8 protein-coding genes and 3 pseudogenes are annotated in these 12,120 nt (G+C 59.4%); 6 read left to right on the top strand and 5 right to left on the bottom strand.

What is annotated here, in order from left to right; translation table 11 throughout:
* Positions 1–730, top strand: a pseudogene (locus NKH05_RS28190) (site-specific integrase); the annotation flags it as partial.
* A gap of 242 nt (positions 731–972) precedes the next feature.
* On the opposite strand, the gene NKH05_RS28185 reads toward NKH05_RS28190, so the two are convergent.
* On the bottom strand, positions 973–2,634 hold the full coding sequence (locus tag NKH05_RS28185) for a tannase/feruloyl esterase family alpha/beta hydrolase (protein WP_353026612.1): 1,662 nt from the start codon (positions 2,632–2,634) through the stop codon (positions 973–975).
* Between the two features lie 191 nt (positions 2,635–2,825).
* Here NKH05_RS28185 and NKH05_RS28180 point away from each other — a divergent pair.
* A pseudogene (locus NKH05_RS28180) lies at positions 2,826–3,171 on the top strand (integrase); the annotation flags it as partial.
* Here NKH05_RS28180 and NKH05_RS28175 read toward each other — a convergent pair.
* The 3 genes and pseudogenes from NKH05_RS28175 to nadE all read right to left on the bottom strand — a co-directional run.
* Positions 3,138–3,395 carry an aminopeptidase gene (locus tag NKH05_RS28175; protein WP_353026610.1) on the bottom strand — a complete coding sequence of 86 codons (258 nt, stop codon included), beginning with the start codon at positions 3,393–3,395 and terminating at the stop codon, positions 3,138–3,140. The pseudogene NKH05_RS28180 and the gene NKH05_RS28175 sit on opposite strands and share 34 nt — an antisense overlap.
* A 660-nt stretch (positions 3,396–4,055) precedes the next feature.
* The gene (locus tag NKH05_RS28170) at positions 4,056–5,138 is read right to left on the bottom strand and encodes a sensor histidine kinase (protein WP_353026609.1); all 1,083 of its coding nucleotides are present in this window, start codon (positions 5,136–5,138) and stop codon (positions 4,056–4,058) included.
* Positions 5,139–5,555: 417 nt separating this feature from the next.
* Positions 5,556–5,872, bottom strand: a pseudogene (gene nadE / locus NKH05_RS28165) (NAD(+) synthase); the annotation flags it as partial.
* 1,012 nt (positions 5,873–6,884) lie between these two features.
* On the opposite strand from nadE, the gene NKH05_RS28160 reads away from it, so the two are divergent.
* Complete coding sequence (locus NKH05_RS28160; protein ID WP_352474134.1) at positions 6,885–8,951, top strand: carbamoyltransferase family protein; 2,067 nt, start codon at positions 6,885–6,887, stop codon at positions 8,949–8,951.
* Positions 8,952–9,036: 85 nt separating this feature from the next.
* Here NKH05_RS28160 and NKH05_RS28155 read toward each other — a convergent pair whose 3' ends face one another.
* Positions 9,037–9,213, bottom strand: coding sequence for a hypothetical protein (locus NKH05_RS28155; RefSeq protein WP_352457364.1), 177 nt, complete (start codon positions 9,211–9,213; stop codon positions 9,037–9,039).
* A 320-nt stretch (positions 9,214–9,533) separates the two neighbouring features.
* Between NKH05_RS28155 and NKH05_RS28150 the strand changes: the two genes are divergently transcribed.
* The 3 genes from NKH05_RS28150 to NKH05_RS28140 all read left to right on the top strand — a co-directional run bounded on the left by NKH05_RS28150 (position 9,534) and on the right by NKH05_RS28140 (position 12,051).
* Complete coding sequence (locus NKH05_RS28150; protein WP_352453586.1) at positions 9,534–10,718, top strand: glycosyltransferase family 9 protein; 1,185 nt, start codon at positions 9,534–9,536, stop codon at positions 10,716–10,718.
* Between the two features lie 538 nt (positions 10,719–11,256).
* A complete protein-coding gene (locus NKH05_RS28145; RefSeq protein WP_352453587.1) occupies positions 11,257–11,541 on the top strand; it encodes a type II toxin-antitoxin system TacA family antitoxin in 285 nt (94 codons plus the stop codon).
* On the top strand, positions 11,542–12,051 hold the full coding sequence (locus NKH05_RS28140; RefSeq protein WP_352453588.1) for a GNAT family N-acetyltransferase: 510 nt from the start codon (positions 11,542–11,544) through the stop codon (positions 12,049–12,051). It begins immediately after the preceding gene.
* The last annotated feature ends 69 nt before the right edge of the window (positions 12,052–12,120 follow it).

Raw genomic sequence — 12,120 nt, 5'->3', positions numbered from 1 at the left:
ATTTTGCCCAGCGCGGCCAGCCGCTGGACCGCAAGGACCGGCATATCGCCACGGTGATGGCTGGCGTTCGCAACACCCACGCCTCCCCTCCCCGGCAGAAGGAAGCGATCCTGCCCGAGGATCTGATCGCATGTTCGAGACCCTCGACCGCGGCACGCTGCGTGGTCTGCGCGACCGCGCCATGCTGCTTTTGGGTTTCGCCGGCGGCCTTCGCCGATCCGAAATCGTCGGCCTCGACGTCGGCAGGGATCAGACCGAGGACGGACGCGGCTGGGTCGAGATTTTTGCCGATAAGGGTCTGCTTGTCACATTGCGCGGCAAAACCGGCTGGCGCGAGGTCGAAATCGGCCGCGGCTCCTCCGACGCCACCTGCCCTGTGGTCGCTCTGCAGACCTGGCTAAGACTGGCGCGCATTGCGCATGGGCCGCTGTTTCGGCGCGTTGCTGGTCAAGGCAGAGCCGTCGGTGCCGATCGCTTGAACGACCAGGAGGTCGCACGCCTGGTCAAGCGCACGGCGCTCGCCGCCGGCGTGCGCGGCGATCTGTCGGAGGGCGAACGGGCCAAGAAATTCGCCGGCCACTCACTGCGCGCCGGCCTCGCCTCGTCGGCCGACGTCGACGAACGCTATGTGCAAAAACAGCTCGGCCATGCCTCCGCGGAGATGACGCGAAATTATCAGCGCCGGCGCGATCGTTTCCGCGTAAATCTCACCAAGGCGTCCGGGCTCTGATGCCCCCGTTTTGTCCGCTGGGATGAGGCGGTCAGATCTCAGGCGATAACAATTACCTCATCGAGCACAGCGAGCGCTGTGTCCAGACTATCGGCGGCCGACGCTTCGTAGTCAGGCATGATCATCAACTGCGTTATGGCACGGCCCACAAATTCCGGGTTTAGCTTTTCCAACCGATCCTTGGTCCGGGAGACCTGTTCCGGGAATGCGCGCAGATTGAAGCGAACAAATGACGAGGTCTCTTATCCCCGACACGAATAGCTCGCGATCTCATCGGGATTTCCCTTACCGCCATAGGCAGCTTGAGTGGGATAAGCGCAGATCGGCTGGTGCTTGCCGGGGAATGCCTTGCTGCCAGCCGCGAGAGAATCCGGAGCCTTGTCTTGGTTTATCCAGCCCTCGATGGCGGCCAAAGGATCAAAGTCGTCGAAGGCTTGGCCATCGCCGCAGTGGGTCATCCCCGGGATTATGAACATGCGCACGAAACGGCGAGTCGCTTCCAAATCGCCGCCGCTTGTGACCTCGACGACTTGCTTGTACCAGCGCACCAGATCGTTGGCTGAGAAGACCGGATCGGAAAGTCCGTGAAACAAGAGCAGCTTTCCACCGTGGGCAGCGAAGCTGGCGAGATACGTGCCGGTCGCATCATTGAGCTTGGCCGTATCCGCAACGCGTGCCGGATCCTTGTCGAAGTCGAACTTCAGGGGGTCAAAATTCGGCGCCGGGGGCGTCATGAAGTAGTATTGAAGCGAGCGGGCTCCCAGAACGATGTTATTTGCATCCGACTGGGAAGTGGGGGAATTGCCCAGCTTCCACATTCTCCAGTCCGCGCCCGCAACGCCCGTATCATATGGCCAATCGCTGTAAAGCTTTTCGCCATCGGAGCTTTCCGGACCCGCGAACGCGCGGCTCATGGCCTGCACTTGACCAGCCGTGAGGCAGCTGTCCGTCTTATCGCCTTGGCAGGACAGGACCTTTGGGTCGAACCGGCACTGCTGCCAGGCGTTGATGACGCCATCCTCAATGCCATCGCGGGCATCACAGGCAGCGAGAACCGCCTTGGCGACGATGTTCAGATCCTGCTGGGAGAAGGCGCGGGATAGAATGGGATGGCCGGCCTCATCCTTGGGAGCGATGCTCATGTACTGGCGAGTATCCCAGGCTTCGGCAATGTTGGCGGCACTGAGACGAAAACCCGGGCTACCTGCAACAATGCCGTCGAACTCGAGCGGATATCGCTGAGCCGCTATCAACGCCTCACGACCGCCATTCGAGCATCCCATGAACACCGACTTTTTCGGAGCCGCCCCATAGAACTTGGCAATCACCTGCTTCGAGACCGAAGTGACTTTGCCAATGGAGGCGTACGCAAAATCAATGCGTGCGGCTTGATCGACCCCGAAAGCCGGATCGGGGCTTGGGTGCCCGCCATCCATGCTTACAACAGCGTAGCCGCGCAAGAGCCCGGGAGCCGCGGTCGAGTTCCGGCAAGGAATGGTCCCGACGGCCGGCGCCAGGAAGCCATCAACTGCGCCGCCGCCCTGGAAAAGGAACATGTCGTTCCAGGTCGTCGGAAGACGCACCTCAAACCGGGTGCCATATGATTGACCATCGACCCCCTGGCGTTTCCCGATAACACCTCGGACAAGGCAGTGCCCGCCCACTTTTACCGCCTGAGGCGAGGCGCCGGTGAATGCAGTGAAGGGATCTGCGGGGATCTCCTGCGGCTTTTGAAGGCTAGCCTCGGTAAAGATCACGCTTGGAATTTTGAGCTTGGCGATGGACCGGCACGCCTGATCCGACGCGTTTGCCGCCAGTGCAGGCGCACATACACATATGATCGCCAACATCAGTGCCAGCGTGCACCCGCGGTCCCGCAGCTTGAGCCCGTTAGCCAAGAACATACCCATCCTCCCTGGATGCGCCCGATAGCCCGAAAGCTGATCGCATTGGTAGCTAGTTGTGAGCTTTCAGTAGCTTGTCCATCCGGTCCGAACCGGGAAAGCTGAGATTGTCGAAGCTTCAGTGACTCCAGGGGGACCGGATGAACATCCATAAGAATACCGGTCTGACGCCGCTCGGTCGAGAGCGGATTTTTTGCGCCTGGGCGCGCCGGCAGCACCTCGAGGTGTTGCCGCCTGATCCGCAGACCGTCGGCCTCTACATGTGCATCCAGAAAGGTTACAGGAGACAAGAAACCAAACTCTGTGGCGACGATCGAGCGCCGTCTCTCCTCCCTGGCGTGGAATTATACGCAGCGTGGCGAGCCGCTCGATCGAAAGGACCGCCGTATCGCCACCGTGCCCGCCGGCATCCGTAACAGCCACGCAAAACCGTCTGTGCAGAATGAGGCCATACTTCCCGAAGACCTGATCGCCATGCTGGAGACGGTGCTCCGCAAGACCCATCAGGTCGCCCGAGGCCAGAGCAACCGGCTCGTCCCCGGGGAGGACGAAACGGTCGACCACTCCGCTTGTTCGACTTGTGTTCGGGCGACTATCCCGGCTTCTATGCATCGCGCTTCGGCGCGGCGAGCTTTGTCCAACGCGCCAAGCCTTTGAACCGAATCGCTGTAGACGGAAGTCGCGGCGAGCTTCGCGTTGTTGATCGGAGCATCGAACCAGGCGTCGTATCCGCGGTATCCACCCCATCGTCCGTCGCGCAATCTGTTGGCGAGCGCGTCCTCAGCCGTTCGATCGCGGCCGTCTTTGCCGCAAACTATTATGTGGCGGCCGCCGATGCCATTCGGGCGCGCAATATCTCAGGGGTTGAAGGATCGTCGATCAGTTTTCCGATGTCTTGGCGGGCCGCGATGATCTGCACATGACCCTACAAAGATTGCGCGTAGTAGGAAATACTGGTGCAACTGGTCACCCCAGGCGTCAGGATAATCGTAGAACCAATCGAACGAATGCACGCATCGCGGTTTGCCTACAGCACTGCTCTCCTGTCCCGATAGCGCAAATTCGCGGTTACCTCCGGCCACGAACAGTCGGACCAATTTTATTTGTAGGTTAGACCTTCGTCCTCGGCAAGATTGGCCAAGCGATGACTCGCTGCTGAATTGCCGGCCCGCGCGTGATGAGCGCGAAGGCGTCAGGTGCCCCCGCCGTCAAGACTCAAGCCGCAACGTAATCAGGCGGGAGTGCCTTCCGCTAGGTGGGGATGGACTGGCCGCCGAAGTCAGAAGCAGCAAGCCTGGAGCATAATGGAAGACCTCGACCATGTGAAGCAGGCCGTGAAGGGCGACCTAGCCTATTTGCAGCCACCTGCTCAAAGCCGCGACATGAAGCCAGCCGCCAGCCTGCTAGTCGACAGCAACCGTTCAGCTTGCTGCCGCCGACCGCTTGAAAACGATGGTCACCTTCGTCCCTTTGTTGGCGCTGGACTCGACGGCTAGCTGCGCCTTGGCGTTCTCGGTCAGCGATCGCGCGATCAGCGCTCCGAGCTTGCCTGGTTTGGGCCACACCTCGCCTTCCGGCAGGCCGATTCCGTCGTCCGCCACTATAACCCGGCAGCCGTCGCCATCGACGACGCTGTGCAGTGTTATCGTGCCGCCATCGCGGCCCCGGAACGCATGCTTTAGTGAATTGGTCAGCAATTCGTTTACGACCAGCCCGGCCGGCATGGCGACGTTTATTGACACGGGATATGTATCCACCTTCATATCCAGGCGGATTCCCTCGACCGCATGCGAGCTCATGACCGCGGACGCGATCTGGCTGAGATAGACGCCAAGGTCGACCTCCTCCTTCGGCTCGTCGGCCGTTAGCGTCTGGTAGAGGATCGCCAGAGCGTCGACGCGACCGGCGAGCCGCTCAAACCGTCTCCGGTCGGCCTCGGTCGCGTTGCGGCTTTCCAGCCGGATCAGCGCGGTGATCATCTGCAGGTTGTTCTTCACCCGGTGCTGCAGTTCGCGCAGCAGCGTGTCTTTCTCGCTGACACGCTCCTCCGCCGAGCGCTCATCTCCCGCCTCGCCATGGGCGGATACGTCGACCAGGGCCACCAGTCGGAAGCACATCTTGCCGTTTTCGTCTTCGATCACGTTCGAATAAACGTCGACGATCGCGGGTTTGTCCTCTCCGCGCTCCAGCTTGAAGGTGCCGACCAAATCGGTTCCCTCGACCACGGCCTCGGCTAGCGGCCTGTCCTTTTGCTGATGGAGGCCTTTGCCCAAAAGGGCTGCCCAGTTTGCTCGGGTGAGCCTGGCGGCTGTCAGGCCTGACAGTTTCTCGAATTCCGGATTGGCGTAGACCACGCGCTCTTCACCGGCAAGGTCCGAAACGGCTATGGCGATCGGCACCTGGTCGAGGAATTTCTTGAACTGTTCGCTTTCCAGTGCGGTTGCAAGGTCAGGTGTATCAAGTAACTGCTCGACCGCCTCAGCCTTCTCTGAATCCGATGTCATTTGCGCGCCTGTTCTGTGCGGATGATATCAACAATGCGGCGAGCCCGCCATCGCCAAAACTGGAGCTGCATCTCACGTTTCGCATCACGCATCTGACAACCAGCTCTGCATAGCGTAACGGCCGCACGTCTAGCATTGCGACCGGCCGAAGGAGAGCGGCAAGGATCGGCTACAATCCAGGTGCCTGGAATGTCGAAGCGACCGGTCAAGTGGGTACGCTGCGGAAGATCGATAGAGCAGGCATTCAGGGAGAATGAGTTCGCGTGCCGGCCTCGGCGATACGTGCCGACACTGTCAACCTCATGACCGCATGCGGGCTGAAAGAGCAGCGCTTCGCTCCAGCGGTAATTCAGGCCGCTAGCTGCCTAACTGCGGCAAGCCCATCGATCGTGTATGTTGAGACGCTATTGCCGATGCCTAAATATCGAACCCGTCGGCAATCGTTGTGACGGGAAGCGCTCGCTTATGGGCTGTGCTGGAATGCGCATGAAGTATACGCCTGTGCGCCGCTTCGTTGATCTCTTGGCCTTCGAGGAAGTCGTCAATCACATCGTATGTGAGACCGGGACGAGGTTCTCCAGGTCGGCGGTCGGGATCTTTTCAACAAGATCAGACGGAGCGCCCAGACACACTGCCAAGGCGCGAACTCTGCGCTTGTTCAGCCCGGAAAGAGGAAGAATGTCTGCGGCACCATCGCCGAACTTGGTGAAGAAGCCCATCAAGGCCTCGGCTGCTTCGAAGCGACTTCTGAAAAAGAAGTGTGGGTTTGCTCTCATACCCTTTGCTGAAAAATGTTGTCATAGAGCGCATGGAATGCCACGCGCTTCGAATCGGAGTAGCCATCCGGGAAGCCTGAAGCCCCTTTGAAGCGCATGTCCGGCAGCTATTCATAGCGTGGATGACTTTGATCGAAACAAACGATTTCATAACTCTTCGGAAATCTTGCATGGACAAAAGCACGTCCGCACCGGTCACCCATCCAAAGGAGAAAATCTTCCATGCGCCCTGACGTGCAGTGGAGGTCGTGCCGAGAAGTGAGTTGCAACTGGCCGATCATGTCGGCGGTTCGACGCTAGTCGTCCCCAATGTTCCTGAGCTGCGAAGTCTTGCAGGCGAGCCAGCTGCCCAGCGCGATTCTGCTTGTGGCGGGCTTTTTGCCGCAGGCAGTCCGCTCGTTTGGGCAGCGGATTGGAGACCCGGCCGGCAGCGCTACCATACAACATCAGCGCACTTTACATCTACGCGGTATTGCCGGGCTTCCAGTCGGTGCCATGTTTGGCCGACGAATGACGCGATGCGGCCTCCTGCACAAGCGAAGGCGTTATCGGATGTGCGACCGGGAAGCAGGCGGACAGTGCAGCACATGTCAGTCGCCTGTGCGACGGTCTTTCGGGGAATGAAATCGGGCCAGTTCACGGCGCGGCATTATTCGTCAACAGCCGCCCCTTCGCAAGGATATAGGCAGCCCGCGTCACAAGTTCGTGCTGCAGATGAAAACGGCATCGCCGCATGCAAGTCAGCAGCCGCTCAAGATTCGATGATCCAGCCAAGCTCTCGGCGTCATGGAATGGCAGGCGCCACGATCGAAGCATCTCATGTTGATTCAGGCGGACCCTTATGAGGCGTTCTTTGATGCCGGTGATGCCTGACAGGCGGTTGCAGCTGCAAGCGACAACGCGGCCTATTTAGTTGGAAACGGTCTGAGGCAGGCCAATTTGGCTTGCCCGTCACTATGTGGAGAAAGAAATGCTGTGTCTAGGAATTAGCGGCGGACTTGACCAAGTCCATGAAAACCGATTCGAGCTTCGGAACGCCTTTATGCACGATGGCGCCGCGGTGCTCGTCCGAGACGGACGGGTGATAGCAGCCGTCGAAGAGGAACGCCTCAATCGGATGAAACACTCCAACAAGCTCCCAATTCGTTCGATTCAATACTGTCTGTCAGCGGCGGGGGTTCAGCTCAACGACATTGATCGTGTCGCGCTCTACGCCAGCGAGCCCTATGCCAACGCCATGCTTGAAGGTATGTCCGCATCCCACCCGGACATTCTCTCCATTCCGTTGGATGCTAAAACGTTGGTGCAGGATCTGTTAACGCGTGAGTTCGGCACTAAGTTGGACAGTTCGCGTATTTCATTCGTAAGTCATCATCAGGCGCACGCCGTGAGCGCCTTTGCAATGTCGGGCTTCGAACAAAGTCTCATTCTAGCGATTGATGGCTCTGGTGATTTCCTATCGGGCCTCTTGGCGGTAGGGTCTGGCACAGAAATTACGCAACTCGAGGCTTTCCCCGAGAACAATTCTCTTGGGCTGTTTTATCTCGAGACGATCCGCTATCTCGGCTACGGCTTGTTCGACGAGTATAAGGTAATGGGGCTCGCGCCCTACGGCGACCCCGCTCCCTATCGCGAGCTCTTCGAGCAGTTCTACGAGCTCTCCGCCAACGGCGGTGGCTACCGTGTTCACCTCGACCGCATCGGTCCGGCGTTGCTCCGCAATATCGAGGTCAGGCGAAAGGGAATGCCCTTCACCCAGCAGCATCGAGATGTGAGTGCGTCACTGCAGGAAGCGCTTGAGCGGATCGTGTTCCACATTCTCCGGCATCACCGTGAGGCCACCGGCATGAAGCGGTTGTGCCTGGCAGGGGGGGTGGCCCACAACTGCACGATGAACGGTAAGCTGCTGTATTCAGGGCTTTTCGAAGACATTTTCGTGCAACCCGCGTCTCACGACGCTGGCTGCGCATTGGGAGCTGCGCTGATAGTCTCTAACGAGATGGGCCGCCCCGCGCCGTGTGAGCGACTGCAGGGGGTCTATTGGGGTCCTGATCTCGGGAGCGAGCGCGCCGTGCAGCAGGAACTGAATGCATGGGCCGGACATCTCGAGGTTGAACGCTCTGATGACGTGGCAAGCAGTGCAGCCGACTGGATCGCCAACGGCGCCGTGATCGGCTGGGTGCAGGGTCGTTCGGAGTTTGGGCCACGTGCGCTGGGCAACCGCAGCATTCTTGCCGACCCTCGGCCCGCCGCAAACAAGGACCGGATCAATGCGATGGTCAAGAAGCGCGAAGGCTATCGGCCCTTCGCGCCATCTGTGCTGGAGGAGGATGCGAGCGAATTTTTCGACCTCCCGGACGGTAGGCACGAATTTCCATTCATGAATTTCGTCGTTCGCGTGCGTGACTCAAAGCGCGCCTTGCTCGGTGCCATCACGCACGTCGACGGTACCGCTCGCCTGCAAACAGTATCGCGCAACGCCAATCCCGCGTACTGGGAGGTCATCAATGCGTTCAAGAAGCGCACAGGCACTCCAATTCTGCTCAATACGTCCTTTAACAACAATGCCGAACCGATCGTGGATTCGGTTGCAGACGCGATTGCCACCTTTCTGACGACAGAGCTGGATGGACTTGTGGTCGGGCCCTTCCTGGTAAAAAAGCGGGCTGCAACGCTGCAGGATTGGACTGCGCTTGCGGTTTCGTTGCCGCCCTATGTGTCCCTCCATCAAACCCGCGCTTACAAAGCGCCAGATCGTCGGGAGACTCACTGCGAGATCAGCACGACCCACTTCAGCAGTGACAGTGTACGAATTTCACACGACTTGTTTAATCTGCTGATGCGGATTGAGGGCGAAGCCGTGTTGGGAGATCTCCTCAATACAATTGCGCCGGATCAGGCTAAGCGTGAAGCTCTGATGGAGGGCCTGCGACGGCTGTGGGAGCAGCGCCTCGTTCGATTGCATCCCTCACAAGCTGCTCGCATGGATCAAGACTGCGATCAAACGCTGGACCAGCATAACAGGCTCTCAGCGTGATAGAGGTGCCGCTATCCAAGCTCGGCGAATAATGGTGTTCATCGATGCCGCCTGCCACCTCACCGCTGGCAGGCAGTCGACTTCATCACAGGGTTGATTCGTCCACTTCACCTTGGACGACCGGACGCGCAGAAAAAAGCGGCTGCGGCGGGTCCTTGCTAGCGACCGTGATGCGGGACCACAGCGACAGGGCGTGCCCGAGACGGTCAATGCGGCCGGCGGTGTCGTCGCCGGCGGCGACGGTCGCATTCAGGATCAGCATCGACCAAAGAGCGAGGCCACTGCCGTTATGCTCCGAGATCTGGGGACGGCGGCTTGGCGATCACCGTCTACTCGGCGTTGCCGAACTCACTGCATGCGAGACCGTGACGAAGCCCCTCACATTGCGGGTCGGGACATAGCTGGCTTTCTTGGCGCGCTACCATCGCTAGAGATGCAGACTTCGCCCAACAGCTCCTGCTGGAGCGCGGCTTGGATCTGATGGCAGAATTCTTGCGGAGACGCGGACAAAGTGGGGAGCACTCCAACCTACACACGCGTCACCGGGCTATCAGTGTTGACCGTATAATCTTCGGAATGGCAATGGCATATTTTACAAAGCACGACGGCAATCAAATTATATACCGCAGCTGGGAAGAGCCGGAACAGTCAAGCGCAAGGATGAGAATTTTGGTCCTCAAGCTTGATCATGTCGGCGACTTTTGGATGTCTCTAGGGCCTCTAAAGGACCTTCGTCAGCGTTTTGCGCATGCCCACATTACGCTGGTGGTGGGAAGCTGGAACATCGCTACTGCAAAACAGTTCGACCTCGCCGACGATCACGTTGCTTTTGACTTTTTTCCTCGCAACCCAAAAGTCAAAACGCGCAAAGAAGCCGCGGACATAAGGCCGCTGCTGACCGGCGAGTTTGATCTTGCCATTGATATGCGTGTTCCGGAAGAAACAAGGCCGATCTTGCTTGAAGTTCCCGCCAGGCACCGTGCGGCGATAGTTGATCCGTACAGCATGCATCAGATCGATATTGCGATAGCGCCATTCAATCTGAAACTGCGCAGAACCATTTTCTACAAGCTGGTCCAAAAAATAGGGCTTGCTAACAAAATCCCCCGTAGATGGCTTGATTGGTTCATTGACCGTAAGCAGGTGCGTCTCCAGCATGTGTCAGAAATCCTCCTCTTTCTGGTCGCAAAGGCAGCTGCCTATTTCGAAAGCGGAGCGGGTCACCCACAGAATTCGACTACAGGCAATGCCCCGATTGTCGTGGCTCCGTTCTCCAATTCCAGCCTGCGAGATTGGCCGATTGAAAGTTTTGGCAAAGTTGTCGCTGCTCTTTCGACCCGTGGTGAGGTGGTCCTCGTTGGCCGTGGCGAATGCCTGGAAGCGCTTGAGGAGGTTGCGAAGATAGCTAGGGAACGTGGGGCCGCGAACATTCGGACGGCTGTCGACTTGTCAGAATTGGAATTCAATTGTCTCGTGAATTCGGCCGCCCTCGTCGTTTCGAACAATTCAGGCACCGGCCATGTCGCTGCCCAGCTTGGCCGCCCTACTATCGGCATTTTCACGGCGTCACATCTACCGGAGATTTGGGGGTTTCGAGGTCCCTTGGTCAGCATGCTTATGAGTGTTATTGAATGTCGCGGATGTGGTCTGGACCAAGTGCGGCATTGTCCGGTCAAAGTCCGATGCAAGTTCGACATCACGCCGGATCTCGTGATTGCCGAGGTAAACGCCTTGATGAATCATTGTAAGGGTACGGCACAAGCTTAGTGGCTCGCGGTCACCACAACCGCGATTGCCCAGCCCTTGTCGCTGATTCAATCGCTACAATCATCTAAAGGCCGAAATTCAGAATCGAATCGACTTGTTCGAAGGACCGCAGTGGCGATGTCACATTGGCCGACAGATGGCATAGAGCGGCGCCTGAGAATGAAAGTGCCGCCGCCCAGCCTTCATAGCCGTTCCTCCTTTGTGGCGTGACGGCCCGAAAGTCGCCATCGCGTCAGATGTTCATCAGCTTCGGGATAGCCGGGGCTCGTCCGGCGACAGTCATGGCAGCGACTTCGCTTCTGGACCCGCTCATCCGGCCGCCAAAAACAAATGCGCTTTCTAAGCCGTAATTGATCCGCCGGAGCTGACCAAAGCCACCTTGCTCTGGGTTGCGGCAATGGCGACTGGGGCGAGAAGCCGAGAAGAACCGATGCGGCGAGAAATCCTGAGACCATCCGCCACGAGACGTCGCCAGGGAACGTAGTATTGCGTTCCGCGTTACACTAACGTATATACGTCCGCAGCACAGGAGCGCGCCATGGCCACCACACCCACCAGGAAGGAAGCACCCGTCTCGATGCGGTTTCGCGACGATGATCTCACCATCATCGACCGCGGCGCGGAGCTGCTCGGCCTGTCGCGCACGGAGTTCATGCGGCGCGCCGCGCTGCACGAGGCGCAGGCGGCCATCCTCAACGAAACCGTCATCCGCGTGTCCCCGGAAGCCTATGACGCCTTCATGCAGGCGATCTCAGCCCCGGCCGCTGCGCCCCCGGCGAAGGCGGCCGAGCGGCTGCGTCGGTCCCCGCCCTGGGACCGCTAGGTGGCGCTTTCAGGCATCGAACTCCTCGACCACGCACACCGCCTCGACAGCTTCGATTGCGGCAAGCCGGCGCTCAATGCTTGGCTGGCCGGCTTCGCGCGAACGAACCAGGCCCGCGGGTTTACCCGCGTCCTGGTCGTTCACGACGAGGGAACAGTCGTCGGGTATTACGGCCTCGCGCCGGGCGTGATCCAGCCAAATAGCGCACCGCGCGCCATCCGCACCGGACGCCCGCCCGACCCGATCCCCTGCCTGCTGATCGGACAACTCGCCGTCGACCACCGCTATGCCGGACAAGGCGTCGGTAGCGGCTTGGTCAAGGACGCGCTGTATCGCTGCGTCGCCGGCGCCGACATCGTCGGCGGCCGCGCGGTGGTGGTGCGGGCGATCGACGCCGAGGCAGAGCGCTACTGGCAGAGCTGGGGCTTCATTCCCGCGCGGGACAATCCGTCGGTGCTCATGCGCTCGATCCAGGACGTGAGCCTCTGGCTGGCCGACAAAGGCCACTAGCTCCGCGCGCGTAGCGCCTCCGGAAGCGGCAGGTCTGCGCGCCGGCCTGCCGCCGACCGGGCTCTAGTT

Origin of the sequence: Mesorhizobium sp. M1399, assembly GCF_040317735.1 — a bacterium.
In the GTDB taxonomy this organism is placed as follows: domain Bacteria; phylum Pseudomonadota; class Alphaproteobacteria; order Rhizobiales; family Rhizobiaceae; genus Mesorhizobium.
This window is presented reverse-complemented; position numbering and strand designations above follow the sequence as displayed.

Bases quoted from the DNA above. Each gene is read 5' to 3' on its own strand.
- NKH05_RS28160 (WP_352474134.1), top strand. From the start codon at position 6,885: ATGCTGTGTCTAGGAATTAGCGGCGGACTTGACCAAGTCCATGAAAAC.
- NKH05_RS28145 (WP_352453587.1), top strand. From the start codon at position 11,257: ATGGCCACCACACCCACCAGGAAGGAAGCACCCGTCTCGATGCGGTTT.
- NKH05_RS28185 (WP_353026612.1), bottom strand. From the start codon at position 2,634: ATGTTCTTGGCTAACGGGCTCAAGCTGCGGGACCGCGGGTGCACGCTG.
- NKH05_RS28150 (WP_352453586.1), top strand. From the start codon at position 9,534: ATGGCATATTTTACAAAGCACGACGGCAATCAAATTATATACCGCAGC.
- NKH05_RS28155 (WP_352457364.1), bottom strand. From the start codon at position 9,213: ATGCTGATCCTGAATGCGACCGTCGCCGCCGGCGACGACACCGCCGGC.
- NKH05_RS28170 (WP_353026609.1), bottom strand. From the start codon at position 5,138: ATGACATCGGATTCAGAGAAGGCTGAGGCGGTCGAGCAGTTACTTGAT.